Raw genomic sequence first — 15879 nt, forward strand, 5'->3', positions numbered from 1 at the left:
CATGTCCGACCTACAGTTCGAGAGCAAGAGCCTGCAGCTGGCGGACAGCCCCTGCGAAATCGACATGGACGACCGCAAGCCGAGCCGCTGGGGCCTGTCGCTGGTGCTCGCCGGCTTCGGCGGTTTCATCCTCTGGGCCCTGCTCGCGCCGCTGGATGCCGGGGTAGTGGCCAACGCCACGGTCAACGTCACCGACAACCGTAAGACTATCCAGCACCTGACCGGCGGCTCGGTCGGCGCCATCCTGGTGCGCGAGGGCGACCTGGTCGCGCGCAACCAGCCACTGATCGAGCTGGACGCCACCCGCGCCATCGCCGAGCAGGGCATGGTAAGCGCCCAATACATAGTGGTCAGCACGGTGAAAAGCCGCCTGCAGGCCGAGCGCGACGGTGCCGAGCAGGTGGAGTTCGATCCTGAACTGCTCAGCCGTTTCGCCGGCGACCCACGTCTGGATGCCTCGGTCGCCCTGCAGCAGCGCCTGTTCGCCACCCGCCGCGCGGCGCTGAGCGGCGAGGCCGAGATTCTCCGCGAGAACATCCGCGGCGCCGAGGAGCAGCTCAAGGGCCTGCGCCAGGTGCAGTACTCGCGCAATTCGCAGATCAAGCTGCTCAACCAGGAACTCGACGGCGTGCGCAGCCTGGCCGCCGAAGGCTACGTGACCCGCAACCGCATGCTCGAACTGGAGCGCAACGCCGCCGAACTGAGCGCCTCGCTGGCGCAGAACGTCGCCGACAGCGGGCGTACGCGCAACCAGATCGCCGAAATCAAGCTGCGCATCCTGCAACTGGAACAGGACTTCCAGAAGGAAGTGCAATCGCAACTGACCGAGGCGCAGAAAGAGGCCGCCGCCCTCGCCGACCGCCTGCGCGCGCTGGACTACGAGGTGACCAACACGGTGATCCGCTCGCCCATCGACGGCGTGGTACTGGGGCTGTCCGCCTCCACCATCGGCGGGGTGATCCAGGCCGGCTCGCGGATCATGGACGTGGTGCCGGCCAACGAGCCGCTGCAGGTGGACGCCATGGTGCCGGTGCAGGCCATCGACAAGATGCAGCCCGGCCTGCCGGTGGACATCGCCTTCCCCGCCTTCAACCACGCGCAGACGCCGAACATCCCCGGCCGCGTGCTGACCATCTCCGCCGACCGCCTGATCGACGAGGCCAACAAGCAGCCCTACTACCTGGCCCAGGTCGAGGTGACCGCCGAAGGCATGGACAAGCTCGGCAGCAACCGTATCCGCCCCGGCATGCCGGCCACCGTGACGATCAAGACCGGCGAACGCAACCTGATGAGTTACCTGATGAAACCCCTGCTCGACCGCATCGATGGAGCCTTCAAGGAGCAATGACATGCTCATGCGTCAAACGCTGTTCGGCCTCTGCTGCCTGGCCGCCGTGCCCGTCCACGCCCTCGATCTGCTGCAGGCCTGGGAGCAGCTGCAACTGCAGGGTCCGACCTACCGCGCGGCCATCCACGAGCGCGACGCCGGCCTGGAAAACCGTGCCATAGGCAAGGCCGGGCTGCTGCCGCAGATCACCGCGCGGGCCAGCAAGAGTCGGGTCGACGGCACCCAGGAGCAGGAAAACCTGCTCGGCCAGAGCATCGAAAACGATCTGGACTACGACTCGCAGAACCTCAGCCTGCAGCTGCGCCAGCCGCTGTACAACCGCCAGAAGATGGTCGAGTACCGCCAGGGCAAGCAGCGCGCCAGCTACAGCGAGGCGGTGTTCGACGCCAAGACGCAGAACGTCGCCGTGCGCCTGGCCAGCCGCTACTTCGACGTGCTGCTGACGCGCGAGACCATCGACCTGTCGCGCGCCAAGCTCAAGGCCTTCGAGCAGCAGGTGGCCGCCGCGCAGCGCCGTTTCGACCTGGGCGACGGCACCATCACCGACGTCGACCAGGCCACCGCGCGGCGCGACCTGGCCCAGGCCGAGGTGATCGAAGCCGAGGACAACCTGGTGGTCGCCCTGCGCCTGCTGGAGGAACTGCTCGGCGACATCCCCCGACAGCTCGCCACCCTCCAGGCGGACTTTCCCACTCCGCCGCTGCAGCCTAACAACCTGCAGGACTGGCTGAACAAGGCGCGCCAGAACAACCCCACGCTGCGCGCGCGGCAGGTCAACCACGGCCTCGCCGAAGAGGAAGTCAGACGCGCCAGCAGCGGCCACTGGCCGACCCTGGATCTGGTGCTGGGCTATACCGACAGCGAGAGCGACTCGATCTCCACCATCGATCAGACCAACCGCTACAACTCCATCGGCCTGGAATTCAACATGCCGCTGTACGCCGGCGGCGGGGTCAGCGCGCGGGTGCGCCAGGCCACCGCCAGCCGCGAACAGGCCGGCGAGGAAGTCAACGCCGCGCGCGAGGAAGTGTTCTCCGCCACCACCCGCGAGTTCCGCGGCGTACAGAGCGGCCAGGCGCGCATCCGCGCCCTGGAACAGGCCGTCGCCTCCAGCGAACGGGCGCAGGACTCGGCACGCAAGGGCTTTCTCGCCGGCTCCAGCACCAACGTCGATATCCTCAACGCCGAGGAACAGGTGTTCATCGCCCGCCGCGACCTGCTCGAAGCCAAGCTGCGCTACCTGCTGGCCCGTCTGCAGCTGGCCGCGGCGGTCGGCCTGCTCGGCGAGGACGATATCCTCCAGGCCAATGCCTACCTGGGCCCGGAGCTGGCGATCGGCTACTGAGTACGCTCAGCGCCAGTGACGCTGCTGGGTGCGTCGCGTCTGCCCCATGCCCAGCATCCAGGCGAGCAGCAGCGCCAGCGACTCCGCCAGCCAGGCCAGCAGCAAGGCGCAGCTCAGGCCCCAGAGCATCGCCTCGGGAGTCAGCAGCACCTGGTAGCGGTAGGCCTCGAGGGTTTCCTCGAACAGTTCGCCGTCGGCGGCCGTGGCCAGGTGCCAGGCCTGGGCGTACCAGGGCCCCTGCATGGCCTGCCACTCGCGCTCCAGCAAGGTCGCGCGCTGCACCAGATGGGCCACGCTCTGCGCGTCGCTGCGCATCACCGCATCGTCGCTGACCCGGTAGTGCGCGACCAGCGCATCCAGGTCGCCCTTGAAGAAGCGCCGCGCGGTGTCCTGAAAGCCCTTGAGACTCTGCTGCGATTCCAGGCGATGGGCCTCGACGCGCTTGCCGTAGTCGTCGACGAAGCCCGGCACCTGCACGCCGAGCAGCAGACCGCAGGCGAACAGCGCCAGGCGCAGATAGCTTCGCAACATCCTTCCCCCCTCAGAGCTTGTGTATAAATCTACTGCGCTGGGCATCTCACGTTTCGGCTGTGCTCGCAATGCTCATGTATTTCAATACACTCCGCTTGCTGCGCGCAGGCGAAACGCGACCTGCCTTCGCTCGCGACGATTTCTTCACAAGCTCTCAAGCCTTGCCGTCGGCGATACATTCGCCACGGCGCCACAGCCGCCACTCGCCCGGCTGGTACAGCGTCCATTGTTCGTTGTCGGTCAGCGGCTCGGTAGCGATCACCGTGACCACGTCGTTCGGCGTGGTTTCGGCCTGGAAATCCACCTTGAGGTCGGCGTCCTTGAGCTGCGCCGGGCCGAAGGGCGCGCGCCGGGTGATATGCGCCAGCTTGCTCGAACAGAAGCTGAACAGCCAGTCGCCGTCGCTGAGCAGGCAGTTGAACACGCCGAGCTGGCGGTAGCTGGCGCAGGCCGCCACCAGCACCGGCAGCAGCATCTCCACCGACACCGGCTCGGGAAAGGCGCGGCGCACCCGGTTGAGCAGGTCGCAGAAGGCCGCCTCGCTGTCGGTGTCGCCCACCGGCCGGTAGAAACTGGTGGCACCGACCAGGCCGGTCAGCTGGCCGTTGTGGGCGAAACACCAGTTGCGCCCCCACAACTCGCGCACGAAGGGATGGGTATTGGCCAGGCACACCTGGCCGACGTTGGCCTGGCGGATATGGCCGATCACCACCTCGCTCTTGATTGGGTAGCGCTGCACCAGCTGCGCCACCTCCGACTCGCTGCTCGCCCGCGGATCCTGGAACAGGCGCAGGCCCCGGCCTTCGTAGAAGCCGATGCCCCAGCCGTCGCGGTGCGGCCCGGTGCGCCCGCCGCGCTGCATCAGCCCGGTGAAGCTGAAGACGATATCGGTGGGGACGTTGGCGCTCATGCCGAGCAATTCGCACATCGAGTCAGTTCTCCTCGCCGAGGGCACGGCGCAGTTGCTCGGCCTCGGCTTGCAGGCGTGCCTGCAAACGCCGACGGCCCAGGGGCAGGAAACGCACCAGCAGGCGCCAGAGCAGCGCCGGCAGATCGCCGCGGCGTCGCGGGATCAGGTGCAGATGCAGGTGCGGCACGTGCTGGTTGGAATCGGGGCCGTCGTTGATCAGCAGGTTGATCCCCTCGCGGCCGTAGCCCGCCGCGCGCAACGCCGCCGCCATCTTGTCAGCCAGGGCCAGCAGACGGTCGCGCACTGCTGCCGGCAGATCCTCGAGGAAGGGGGCATGGGCGCGGCTGACGATCAGCACGTGCGCCGGGCGCATGGGAAAGATATCCAGCAGGACGATGAAATCCTCGTCCCGGTACAGTTGGTGCGCCGGCAAACGGCCAGCGGCGATGGCGCAGAATACGCAGTCCATGAGGCCTCCCATCCACGATGGCCATCATGCTGATCGGCTAACCGGCCAGGCGCAAGGGTCAGAGGCGCGGTTCCAGTCGGCCGCCGCGCTCGTAGCGATGTGCCAGGCGCTCGTCGTCCTGTTCCATCAGCTCGCGCAGGGTGCGCGGGTCTTCGTCTTCCACCACAGTCTCCTCGCGGCGCCCCTGCCACCAGCGCTCGATGGGCCAGCGCACGGCGACGAAGACCAGGTAAAGGGCGAAGGAGATCAGGCTGTAGAGGGTCAGGTCGGCCACCGCCCGCCAGGCGTTGTTGCCCACCTTGAGCAGCAGGTCCATGGCGGTCACCGCGATGGCCGGGGCGAACAACTCGCGCGCTGGGTCGACTATGGTCGGGCTGAACAGCAGCACCGCCACCAGCACCCGCAACGGCTCGCGCAGGTAGCGCCACATCCAGCTGGTCATGCGCAGCCACACCAGCAGGCAGCCGAGGGCGGCGACGCCATAGGCGGCCCATGCGAGCAGATAGTCGTTCTCGTTCATCATAAAGCGGCGATCCTGGCCTCGAAGTTGGCGGGGCTGACGGAGGGGCGCTTATGATAACGGCTTTTCCCCGGCCCGGCGCCCCTGCCGTCGGCCGCGCCGCCCTGGAGTCGTCGCATGATCGCTGCCCCCATCGCCCGCCAAGAATCCGGCGCCGATCCCTATCGCTGGCTGGAGAATCGCGATAGCGACGAGGTGCTCGACCACCTGCGCGCCGAAAACGCCTACCTGGAGGCCGAGCTGGCGCCGCAGCAGGCGCTGCGCGAGCGGCTGTTCGAGGAGATCAAGGGGCGCATCCGCGAAACCGACCTGTCGCTGCCGGTGCCCTGGGGCGACTACCTCTACTTCCAGCGTACCACCGCCGGCGACGAGTACCCGCGCCACTATCGCTGCCGCAAACCGGCGGACGGCTCGCTGACCCTCGACGCCGCCAGCGAGCAGCTGTTGCTCGACCCCAACGCCCTGGCCGGCGGCGGCTACCTGGCGCTCGGCGCCTTCAGCATCAGCCCGGACCAACGCCGTCTGGCCTACAGCCTGGATCGCAGCGGCGACGAGATCTACCGCCTGTTCGTCAAGGAGCTGGACAGCGGCCAGATCCAGGAGCTGCCCTTCGACGACTGCGACGGCAGCATGACCTGGGCGAACGACAGTCAGACGCTGTTCTTCACCGAACTGGACGACACCCACCGCCCCTACAAGCTGTACCGCCACCGCCTCGGTACGGATGGCGCCGAAGCGGTGTTCGAGGAGGGCGACGGGCGCTTCTTCCTGCACTGCTACCGCTCCAGCTCCGAACGCCAGCTGATCCTCCAGCTCGGCAGCAAGACCACCAGCGAGGTCTGGGTACTGGATGCCGAACGGCCGCAGGACGCCTTCGTCTGCCTGGCGCCACGCGAGGAAGGCCACGAGTACGACGTCGACCACGGTCTGCAGGACGGCGCCTGGAGCTGGCTGATCCGCAGCAACCAGAGCGGCATCAACTTCGCCCTCTACGCCGCCGACGAAGCCGCGCCGCAGCGCCCGCACTGGCGTGAAATCCGCGCCCACGACCCGGTGGTGATGCTCGAAGGCGTCACCCTCAACCGCGACGCCCTGGTGCTGAGCCTGCGCGAGGGCGGCCTGCCGGTGCTGGAAGTGCAGCCGCAGGGCGCGGCCGCCTACCGGGTGCAACTGCCGGACGCCGCCTACAGCCTGCACGTGCAGGACGGCCTGGAGTTCCACAGCGCGGTGATCCGCCTGCGCTACGAGGCCCTCGGCCGCCCGGCGCAGATCCGCCAGCTGGAGCTGGCCACGGGCGCCCAGCAGGTGCTCAAGCAGACCCCGGTGGAAGGCCCCTTCGATGCCGAGGCCTACGAGAGCCGCCGGCTGTGGGCCACCGCGGCAGATGGCACGCAGGTGCCGATCAGCCTGGTGGCGCGCCGCGAGGTGCTCGCCGCCGGCACGCCGGCGCCGCTCTACCTCTACGGCTACGGCGCCTACGGCGAGAGCCTCGATCCCTGGTTCTCCCATGCCCGCCTGAGCCTGCTCGAGCGCGGTTTCGTCTTCGCCATCGCCCACGTGCGCGGCGGCGGCGAGATGGGCGAGGCCTGGTACCGTGCCGGCAAGCTGGAGCACAAGCCCAACACCTTCGGCGACTTCATCGCCTGCGCCGAACACCTGATCGACGCCGGCCTGACCACCCCGGCGCAGCTGGCCATCAGCGGCGGCAGCGCCGGCGGCCTGCTGATCGGCGCGGTGCTCAACCAGCGCCCGCAGCTGTTCGCCGCGGCCATCGCCGAGGTGCCCTTCGTCGACGTGCTCAACACCATGCTCAACCCGGAGCTGCCGCTGACGGTGACCGAGTACGACGAATGGGGCGACCCCAACCAGCCCGAGGTGTTCGCGCGGATCCAGGCCTACGCACCCTACGAAAACGTGCGCGCGCAGGCCTACCCGGCAATCCTCGCGGTGGCCGGCTACAACGACAGCCGCGTGCAGTACTGGGAAGCGGCCAAGTGGGTGGCGCGACTGCGCGAGCGCAAGACCGACGCCAACCTGCTGCTGCTCAAGACCGATCTGGAAGCCGGCCACGGCGGCATGAGCGGGCGCTATCAGGGCATCCGCGACGTGGCCCTGGAATACGCGTTCCTGTTCAAGGTGCTGGGCCTCGCCGAAGGCTGACCGAGCAATCAGCTTTCGTTCGCCAGCTGCGGAATCTGATCTAGGCTGAAGGCACGCTTATGGCGAAAGGCCATAAGCGTCCTTTTTCTGCCTGCCGCCAAGGAAGATCCGCCATGAAGAGTTGGAAGATTCGCACCCATCTGTTGCTGCTCGCCGGCGCCCTGCTCAGCGCCCTGCTGGCCGTCGGCCTGCTCGGCCTGCACGGGCTGAAAGCCACCGTCGGCGGGCTGCAGACCGTCTACCTGGATCGCGTGGTGCCGCTGCGCGACCTCAAGCTGATCGCCGACCTCTACGCGGTGAACATAGTCGACGCCACGCACAAGGCGCGCAGCGGCGAACTGACCAGCCACGCCGCGCAGCAGCTGATCGAACAGGCCCAGCAGCGCATCACGCAAACCTGGCAGGCCTACCTGGCCACCGAGCTGATCGCCGAGGAACGCCGCCTGATCGAGCAGATCGCCCCGCTGATGGAGCGCGCCGGGCCGCCGCTGGAGCAGCTGCAGAGCCTGCTCGCCCGTGGCGACCAGGCGGCGCTGGAGCGCTTCGCCGGCAGCGAGCTGTACCCGCTGATCGACCCGCTGTCGGCCAAGTTCGCCGAGTTGATCGAGGTGCAACTGGTGGAGGCCAAGCACCAGTTCCAGCTGGGCGAGGCGGAGTACGCCGCCAATCTGCGCCTGAGCCTGGCCCTGCTGTTGCTCGCCCTGCTGCTGGGCAGCGCCCATGCGCTGTATTTCAGCCGCCGCCTCGGCCGCCAGCTGGGCGCCGAACCCGGCGAGCTGGAGGCGATCAGCGCGCGCATCGCCGCCGGTCGCCTGGATGGCGCGCCGGCGGACGGTCGCGCCAGCAGCGGGGTGATGAAGTCGGTGCAGGCCATGCGCCACGGCCTGCACGACGTGATCGGCAATATCGGCGAGGCCTCCGAGCAGATCGAGTGTGCCACCCTGCAGCTGGCCGCCTCCTCCGAACAGGTGCTCAACAGCGCCAATATCCAGAGCGACACCGCCGCGGCGATGGCCGCGACCATGGAGCAGCTGGCGGTGAGCATCAACCATATCGCCGAAAACGCCCAGCACACCCACGACCGCGCGCAGCAGGCCGGCGAGCTGACCGACAGCGGCCTGGCGGTGACCGGCCAGGCCATAGAAGAAATCCGCCGGGTCGCCGCCCTGGTGGCGCAGTGCTCGGCGGACATCCAACGATTGGCAGCACAATCGGGCAATATCGGCGCCATAGTCGAGGTGATTCGCGGTATTGCCGAGCAGACCAACCTGCTCGCGCTGAACGCCGCCATCGAGGCCGCGCGCGCCGGCGAGCAGGGCCGCGGTTTCGCCGTGGTCGCCGATGAGGTGCGCAGCCTGGCCGGGCGCACCGCGCAATCCACCACCGAGATCGTCGCCCTGGTCGAGGCCATCCACGGCGGTGTGCGTCAGGCGCACGGCAGCATGGCGGCGACTTGCGCGGGCGTCGACAACGGCCTGCAGCTGGTCGAACGCAGCGCCGCGGCGATGGGCAAGATCCGCCAGGCGCTGGACGAATCGCTGCAGTCGGTCGGCAGCATCGCCACCGCCCTGCAGCAGCAGCGCGCCGCCAGCGAGCAGGTGGCGCAGAACGTCGAACAGGTGGCGCAGATAGTCGAGGAGAACTCCGCGGCGCAGGGCGGCATAGTCCAGGCCATCCGCGCGCTGCAGGGCATGTCGGAGCGCCTGCAGGGGGTAATGCGCCGCTTCAGCTTCTGAGCGCCCGTGCAGGCGAGAGCGTGAACGGCCTCGAGAAACGCCGCGGCAGGCGACCAACAGCGATTGGCAACGCCTGCCGTTGCGGCTAAGGTCGCCTCCCCGCTCTCGCCATACCGCCCAACCATGCCCGACACTTCCCACCTGATCGACGCCATCCGCGACATGCTGCTGGACTGCGGCCTGTTCGACCAACTGCCGGCCGGCGACGTACTCACCGCTGCCGGCTATTTCAGCCTGAGCAAGATCGACGAAGGCACGCTGATCTTCCGCGAGGGCGATGCCGGCACCTTCATGTGCATCCTCCAGCAGGGCGCCGTCTCGGTGCGCAAGACCAACGTCAGCGGCGAGGAGGTGGAGATCACCTGCCTGCGCAAGGGCCGCGCCTTCGGCGAAATGGCCGTGCTCGACGGCGAACGACGCTCGGCCACCTGCGTCGCGGCCAGCGACAGCGTGCTGCTGACCCTGGGCAAGGACGCCCTGGACAAGATGCTGCAGGAAGCGCCGAAAGCCGCCGCCCAGGTCATCCGCGCCATCGCCGTGGGCATGTCGAAACGCCTGCGCATGGCCGACGGCCAGCTGGTCAACCAGGTCTAGTCCCGCTTCTGCCCCGGCTCGACCGGTTGACGATTGCGCTGCAGCTGCTGTTCCAGCAGCGGGATGGCCTGATCCTTGGGCGCTTGCGGCGCCAGCCGCGGCAGGCTCTGACCCTGCGGTGGCGGTAGCAAGGGCGCCGTCCCCGGCCCCTGGCGCTGAATCGGCGCACTTTGCGGCTGACCGTAGGGTTGCGGCGTGGCGGTGCCGGGCGCGCCGGCGGCGGGTGACGTCGGCATGCGCGGCGGTTGCTGGGTCTGGGCCAGCGCAGCGGCGGCGCAGGCCAGGATCGAAGCGGCAAGTATCGAGCGACGCATGATGGGGCTCCTGATCGGCGAGCTTTCGTTCTATTCTGGCAGCATCCGAACGCCAACGTTCGCCACCCGAGCACGAGCCACGCCATGAGCACCACCAGCAAGCTGGACCAGATCCTCGCCGAGGCGCAACGGCGCCGCGAAACCAGCTACCGCGAAAAAGCCCTGAAGATGTACCCGCATATCTGCGGGCGCTGCGGCCGCGAGTTCAGCGGCAAGCGCCTGAGCGAGCTGACCGTGCACCACCGCGACCACAACCACGACAACAACCCGGAAGACGGCTCCAACTGGGAACTGTTGTGCCTGTACTGCCACGACAACGAGCACCAGCGCCAGGTCGACCTGCACTACCAGAAGGAAGAAGCCGCCAGCGCCGGCTCCGGCAGCAAGGTCACCCACAAGGCGCTGGCCGGGCTGGAGGCGCTGCTCAAGCGTTAGAGAAGCGGGGGCGGTGCCGGCTTATCCGTAGGGCGCGCCGCGCGCGCCGCCTTGGTCTCAGCGCAACAACCGCGTATCCAGCACCCGCGACGGCCCGCCCATGACGTTCTCGACGATGTCGATGAAATCCTCGGTGCTGGCCTTGTCCAGGCGCATCAGGCCGCGGGTCACGTCGTCCAGCGAACGCGGTTGCGTATTGCCCTTGGTCTTCTGGCGGATTTCCCGGTCCAGCTCCTGCAACAGCAGCACCGCGCGCGCGGTGACCGGGCCGGTGGCGCGCGCGGTGCGCAGGCTCTTCACCGGCTTGCTCCAGCGCGTCAGTTGCTCGCGCATCTTCTGGTAGCGGTCCTCGCCGATACCGCCGGCGCGGCGCATCAGTTCGATGGCGTAGTACTCGGCCAGACCCTCGGTGATCCAGTCGCTACGGTCGCGCGACTGGATGCGGCTGAACACGTGGACCAGCTCGTGCACCAGCGAGCTGGTGCCGTTCTCGCTGACCAGCGGCCGGTCCGCGTGCATGTAGTAGGAATTGGCCGCCGACAGGCCGCCGCGCCACATCGGGTCGCCGGCGCCGACGATCAGCAGCTTGGCCGGATCGCGCGGGAACACCGCCTGCATTTCGGGCCAGACGAAGGTCAGCAGGGTCATGATGTCCATGCGCCGCATGCCCTCGCCCACCGGCGCGGCGATGGCGACATCGGTCTCGCCGAGGCGGGCGCGGCGGGTGCCGAGATTGCCGGCGACCAGCCAGCCGGTGGGGCGGTCGAACTTGCGCAGCGGGTTGTCGATGCGAAAGCGATTCTTGCCGATGCGCGGCCAGCCGGTTTCCACGCTTTTCCAGCCCTTGGGCAGCTCGAACTGCAGGCGCGCCACCAGCTCGGTCTTGTCCTGCTGGCGCAGCACGGCGCTGGGCACCAGGTCGTCACCACGCAGCAGCGCCCAGTCCTCGGTCATCCGCGCATCGAAGCTCCCCGGCTGGCGCTCGTGGTCGATGCGCACCTTGTAGCTCAGGCGGCTCTTGCCGGCGGCCGGCTGCCAGGTACCGCGCTCGGGCTGCTCCTGCTGCCACTGGCCGTCGGCGGAAAAGTCGCTGTAGCGGCCCTCCTTGCCCAGGTCGAAGTCCAGGCTGAGCACGCGCTCGCCCTGCTCCAGGGTCAGGCTGACTTCGGCCTGGTTGGTTTCGGGCAGAAAGCGCACGCGGTAGTCCAAATCGACCTTATGCGTGGCCGCCCAGGTCGGCAGGCTCAGACTCAGTAACAGCAGGGACAACAAGGGGTAACGAACGGGCATCGCGCAAAGCTCCTGATGCGGTGGGACGCGGCGATCCGATATGACCGCGACGCCCTCGGGCAATTCCATGGCTGGGCGCACAGATTTGCCACGAAGCCCGGCGCCGATCAACCGGCGCGAAAGATCAGGTGCTCTTCCCAGTCGTCTTCGGCCACGCTGTTCTCGCTGAGCATGCGCCCGGACTGCGAGATGCGCTCGATATGCACCGCCTCCGGATCGCCGCAGACCAGGTGGTGCCACAGCGGCAGGTCCTTGCCCTCGCTGACCAGGCGGTAGGCGCAGGTCGGCGGCAGCCACTGGAACTGGTCGGCCTGCGCCGGGGTGAGCTGGATGCAGTCGGGCACGTGCTTGGCGCGGTTGGCGTAGTCGCTGCAGCGGCAGCTCTTGAGATCGAGCAGCTTGCAGGCGATGCGGGTGTAGTAGACGGCGCCGTCGTCCTCGTCTTCGAGCTTCTGCAGGCAGCACAGACCGCAACCGTCGCACAGCGACTCCCACTCGTCCTGATCGAGCTGGGCGAGGGTCTTGCGTTTCCAGAAGGGTTCGACTTTGGCGGCCATGGCGACAGGCAGAAGCTCGGAGGAGAAAAGCGCGGCAGTCTAGCCCGAGCGCCGGTCACGGCCAAGCGGCGGATGCCGAACGGCAGCGCTTGGGCTCAGTAGCCGCGGGCGAACGCCACCTCGCCGCGCAGCGCCTCGCCGGCCTGCCAGCGCGCCAGGTTGTCGAGAAACAGCGCGGCCATCAGCGCCGGCTCGGTGGGCGCAGCGCTGTGTCCGGTGAGCAGCAGACGCGGCGCGTTCCAGAATGGATGACCGGGCGGCAGCGGCTCCTCGCGGCAGACGTCGATCACCGCGCCGGCCAGTTGGCCCTGCTCCAGCGCCGCCACCAGATCGGCATCGACCACCGCGGCGCCGCGCCCAGCATTGATCAGCAGCGCCTCGGGGCGCAGCCGGGCCAGCAGCTCGGCGTCGTACAGATCGCGGGTGGCCGGGGTATCGGGCAACAGGTTGATCAGATAGTCGGCCCAGGCGGCCAGGCGCGGCAGCTGGTCCAGGCCGGCCACCTCGACGAAGGGCGGCTGCTGGCGCGGCGCGCTGGCCACGCCGCGCAGCTGCAGGCCGAAGGGCGCGAGAAACTGCGCCACGGCCTGACCGATATCGCCGCAGCCGACGATCAGCGCCCGCCGCCCGGCCAGGCTGCGCGGCAGGCTGTGCTCCCAGCGCTGCGCCACCTGCGCCGCCAGCAGGGCAAACAGGCGCCGCTCATGGGCCAGCAGATGGCCGAGCACATACTCGGCCATCACCTGGCCGAAGATGCCGACGGCGCGGCTCAGGCGATAGTCGCGCGGCAGGTCGGGCGCCAGCAGCGGCGTGATCCCCGCCCAGGTCGACTGCAGCCACTGCGGACGCAGGCCCTGGCGCAGCAAGGGCGCGAGCAGATCGGGCTGGCCCAGCCACAACGGGCAGTCGCCGGCAGCCGCGGCCAGCTCGACGGGGTCGGCGCTGGCCAGCAGCGCCAACTCGGGCCGCGCCGCGCGAATCAGCTCGGCGTAGCGCCCGTGGTCGTGCTCGGCGATCAGCAGGCGCATGGCTCAAACCGGGTCGTTGCGGCGCAGCAGTTCGTCCGGCAGGTGCTCGATGTACTCCTCCTCCGGCGGCGGCATCTGCAGGTGGTAGCCCTGCTTATCCAGGTTCTCCAGCACCTGGGCGATGTCCTCGCGAGCCAGTTGCCGCTCGGGGCTGAGCACCAGGTCGAAGGCGTGCACCGGCGCGCCGAACACGCCGAGCAGGCCCTCCGGAACCCGGCTCAGGGCGTCGGCCTTGAGCACGTAGAGGTACATCTCGTTCTTGCGTGGGCTCTTGTAGATGGAACAGATGCGTTTCACGCGGATTCTCCTTCGGCGGCCAGGCAGTCGAGCAGCGCCTGGCCCATCAACTCCCGGCGCCAACCGCGCAGGGACTCGGGCAATTGGTAGGGACCGCTGGGATAGCCGCTCTTCAGCAGGGCTTCCAGGGTCTTCTTGCGCAGCATCAGCTCGGGCACTATCTCTAGGCGCTCGCCCTCGCGCTGGCCGATGGCACGCAGTTTCTTCAGCAGCGCCGAAGCCTCCACCGGCAGCGGCTCGGGCAGCGCCTCGGGCCACTCGCCCGGCGGCAGCGCGGCGGCCTCGCGGATCAGCGCCAGCAGGGTCTCGCCGTCCTGGCGCACGGTCTTCGGGTGCATGTCCTCGATGCGCGCCAGGGCCACCAGGTTGTCCGGCTGGGTGCGCGCCAGCGGCCACAGCGAATGCTCGCGCAGGATGCGGTTGCGCGGCTGGTTACGCGCCCGCGCCTCGCGCTCGCGCCAGGCGCACAGTGCGCGCAGCACGGCGAGTTGCTGACGCGACAGCTTCCAGGCCAGCTTGGCCTCGCGCCAGGCCTGCTCCGGGTCGACCTCGCGGCCGAGGCCGGCGACCAGTTCGGCGCCATCCTCCAGCACCCAGGCATACTTCTCCGGCGACAGGCGGGCGGTCAGCGCCTGGTACACCTCCGCCAGGTGCAGCACGTCCTCGGCGGCGTAGCTCACCTGGGTCTGCGACAGCGGCCGCTGCAGCCAGTCGGAGCGGGTCTCGCCCTTGGGCAGCTCGATGCCCAGCAGCGCCTGCACCAGGCGCGAGTAACCCATGGAGAAGCCCAGGTTGAGGTAGCCGGCGGCCAGCTGGGTATCGAACAGCGGCGTCGGCAGGCTGCCGGTCAGGCGCAGGAAGACTTCCAGGTCCTCGCTGCACGAATGCAGCACCTTGACCACCTGCGGCGCCTGCAGCAGCGCGGCGAAGGGCGCCCAGTCGCCGATGCACAGCGGATCGATCAGGTAGGCCCGCGCGCCCTCGCTGACCTGCAGCAGGCCGGCGATCGGGTAGAAGGTGTCGACGCGCATGAACTCGGTGTCCAGCGCGACGAAGGGTAACGCCTGCCAGGCGGCGCAATGCTCGGCCAGGCTGGCGTCGTCGCGAATCCAGTGAATATCGTTAGCCACGCGGCTCTCCCGTGAAGAATGCCGCGCAGTATATATGCCCCGGCCGCCGGACGGGGCAGCGCCCTGCCACTGCGCCGGCGAACTGTGTAACCTGTGCCGCGCATCGCTTGCCCCCGACACGGAAGAACAACAATGAAGAAACTGCTTGCCCTGCTCGTCGTGCTGCTGGCCGCCGCGGCCGGCTATCTGGCCATCACCCCCAGTCCCATCGACCCGCTGGGCTGGGACGCGCCCGCCGCGCCGGCCATGACCGGCGTGCTGGAGCCCAACGACACCCTGATGAAGGCCGAACTGCTGGCCCGCGGCCAGCTGCATGGTCCGGAAGACACCGCCGTGGACGCCGAAGGCCGGGTCTATGCCGGGTTGCACGACGGGCGCATCGTCCGCGTGCTGGCAGACGACAGCGTGGAGACCTTCGTCGACACCGGCGGCCGGCCGCTGGGCATGGACTTCGACGCCAGCGGCAACCTGATCGTCGCCGACGCCTACAAGGGCCTGCTGAGCATCGACCCACAAGGTAACGTCAAGGTACTGACTACCGAGGCCGAGGGCCTGCCCTTCGCCTTCACCGACGACCTGGATATCGCCAGCGACGGCACCATCTACTTCAGCGACGCCTCCTCGCGTTTCCAGCAGCCGGACTACCTGCTCGACCTGCTCGAGGCCCGTCCGCACGGCCGCCTGCTGGCCTATGACCCGGCCACAGGCCAGACCCGCGTGCTGCTCAAGGACCTGTACTTCGCCAACGGCGTGGCGCTGTCGGCGAACGAGGACTTCGTGCTGGTCAACGAGACCTACCGCTACCGCATCACCCGCTACTGGCTCAAGGGCGACAAGGCCGGCCAGCACGAGGTGTTCATCGACAACCTGCCCGGCCTGCCGGACAACCTGCAGGGCGACCGCAAGGGCACCTTCTGGGTCGCCCTGCCCACCCCGCGCAAGGCCGACGCCGACTTCCTCCACCGTCACCCCTGGCTCAAGGCGCAACTGGCCAAGCTGCCGCGCGCGCTATGGCCGAAGGCGATCCCTTACGGTTTCGCCATCGCCCTCAACGAACAGGGCGAGATCGTGCGCAGCCTGCACGACACCAGCGGCACCCACCTGCGCATGGTCACCTCGGTGAAACCGGTGGGCGACCATCTGTACTTCGGCAGCCTGGACAACGACCGTATCGGCAAACTGCAGATTCACTGAGCAATGCAGCTGCCCAGGTCA

At 68.5% G+C, this 15879-nt stretch carries 17 protein-coding genes; 7 read left to right on the plus strand and 10 right to left on the minus strand.

Features of this window, described 5'->3' with window-relative positions:
- Position 1 precedes the first annotated feature (1 nt).
- Both AC1G9C_RS14825 and AC1G9C_RS14830 read left to right on the plus strand, forming a co-directional pair.
- Positions 2-1348, plus strand: a complete 1347-nt coding sequence (locus AC1G9C_RS14825) for an HlyD family type I secretion periplasmic adaptor subunit (protein ID WP_397496914.1) — start codon at positions 2-4, stop codon at positions 1346-1348.
- 1 nt (position 1349) lies between these two features.
- On the plus strand, positions 1350-2693 hold the full coding sequence (locus AC1G9C_RS14830) for a TolC family outer membrane protein (RefSeq protein WP_397496915.1): 1344 nt from the start codon (positions 1350-1352) through the stop codon (positions 2691-2693).
- Positions 2694-2699: 6 nt separating this feature from the next.
- On the opposite strand, the gene AC1G9C_RS14835 is transcribed toward AC1G9C_RS14830, so the two are convergent.
- From AC1G9C_RS14835 to AC1G9C_RS14850, 4 genes are all read right to left on the minus strand, one after another.
- The gene (locus AC1G9C_RS14835; RefSeq protein WP_480407975.1) at positions 2700-3224 is read right to left on the minus strand and encodes a DUF2937 family protein; all 525 of its coding nucleotides are present in this window, start codon (positions 3222-3224) and stop codon (positions 2700-2702) included.
- A gap of 154 nt (positions 3225-3378) precedes the next feature.
- Entirely contained in the window at positions 3379-4152 is a 774-nt protein-coding gene (locus AC1G9C_RS14840; protein WP_021444880.1) for a class II glutamine amidotransferase, read from the minus strand.
- Positions 4153-4156: 4 nt separating this feature from the next.
- Entirely contained in the window at positions 4157-4603 is a 447-nt protein-coding gene (locus AC1G9C_RS14845; protein WP_397496917.1) for an HIT family protein, read from the minus strand.
- 58 nt (positions 4604-4661) lie between these two features.
- Positions 4662-5126, minus strand: coding sequence for an MFS transporter (locus tag AC1G9C_RS14850; protein WP_480407976.1), 465 nt, complete (start codon positions 5124-5126; stop codon positions 4662-4664).
- A gap of 114 nt (positions 5127-5240) precedes the next feature.
- On the opposite strand from AC1G9C_RS14850, the gene AC1G9C_RS14855 reads away from it, so the two are divergent.
- From AC1G9C_RS14855 to AC1G9C_RS14865, 3 genes are all read left to right on the plus strand, one after another.
- Positions 5241-7283, plus strand: coding sequence for a S9 family peptidase (locus AC1G9C_RS14855; protein WP_480407977.1), 2043 nt, complete (start codon positions 5241-5243; stop codon positions 7281-7283).
- Positions 7284-7396: 113 nt separating this feature from the next.
- Positions 7397-9019: a methyl-accepting chemotaxis protein gene (locus tag AC1G9C_RS14860; protein WP_480407978.1), complete on the plus strand. Its 1623-nt coding sequence runs from the start codon at positions 7397-7399 to the stop codon at positions 9017-9019.
- Between the two features lie 123 nt (positions 9020-9142).
- Positions 9143-9613, plus strand: coding sequence for a Crp/Fnr family transcriptional regulator (locus AC1G9C_RS14865; RefSeq protein ID WP_457787495.1), 471 nt, complete (start codon positions 9143-9145; stop codon positions 9611-9613).
- Here AC1G9C_RS14865 and AC1G9C_RS14870 read toward each other — a convergent pair.
- Entirely contained in the window at positions 9610-9927 is a 318-nt protein-coding gene (locus AC1G9C_RS14870) for a hypothetical protein (RefSeq protein WP_457787496.1), read from the minus strand. The genes AC1G9C_RS14865 and AC1G9C_RS14870 overlap by 4 nt on opposite strands.
- A gap of 84 nt (positions 9928-10011) precedes the next feature.
- On the opposite strand from AC1G9C_RS14870, the gene AC1G9C_RS14875 reads away from it, so the two are divergent.
- Positions 10012-10362 carry a YajD family HNH nuclease gene (locus AC1G9C_RS14875; RefSeq protein ID WP_122108575.1) on the plus strand — a complete coding sequence of 117 codons (351 nt, stop codon included), beginning with the start codon at positions 10012-10014 and terminating at the stop codon, positions 10360-10362.
- Positions 10363-10419: 57 nt separating this feature from the next.
- Here AC1G9C_RS14875 and AC1G9C_RS14880 read toward each other — a convergent pair whose 3' ends face one another.
- From AC1G9C_RS14880 to rnd, 5 genes are all read right to left on the minus strand, one after another.
- Positions 10420-11652 (minus strand): hypothetical protein, encoded by a 1233-nt coding sequence (locus tag AC1G9C_RS14880; protein WP_480407979.1) that lies wholly within the window; start codon positions 11650-11652, stop codon positions 10420-10422.
- A 107-nt stretch (positions 11653-11759) separates the two neighbouring features.
- Entirely contained in the window at positions 11760-12209 is a 450-nt protein-coding gene (locus tag AC1G9C_RS14885) for a YcgN family cysteine cluster protein (RefSeq protein WP_021443827.1), read from the minus strand.
- Positions 12210-12304: 95 nt separating this feature from the next.
- Positions 12305-13237: a D-2-hydroxyacid dehydrogenase gene (locus AC1G9C_RS14890; protein ID WP_480407980.1), complete on the minus strand. Its 933-nt coding sequence runs from the start codon at positions 13235-13237 to the stop codon at positions 12305-12307.
- Between the two features lie 3 nt (positions 13238-13240).
- The gene (locus tag AC1G9C_RS14895) at positions 13241-13534 is read right to left on the minus strand and encodes a YcgL domain-containing protein (RefSeq protein ID WP_480407981.1); all 294 of its coding nucleotides are present in this window, start codon (positions 13532-13534) and stop codon (positions 13241-13243) included.
- A complete protein-coding gene (gene rnd, locus AC1G9C_RS14900) occupies positions 13531-14664 on the minus strand; it encodes a ribonuclease D (protein ID WP_457787498.1) in 1134 nt (377 codons plus the stop codon). The genes AC1G9C_RS14895 and rnd overlap by 4 nt, the downstream gene beginning before the upstream one ends.
- Before the next feature lie 132 nt (positions 14665-14796).
- Between rnd and AC1G9C_RS14905 the strand changes: the two genes are divergently transcribed.
- A complete protein-coding gene (locus AC1G9C_RS14905) occupies positions 14797-15858 on the plus strand; it encodes an SMP-30/gluconolactonase/LRE family protein (protein ID WP_480407982.1) in 1062 nt (353 codons plus the stop codon).
- Positions 15859-15879 lie beyond the last annotated feature (21 nt).

This window comes from Pseudomonas sp. ABa2 (assembly GCF_056676075.1).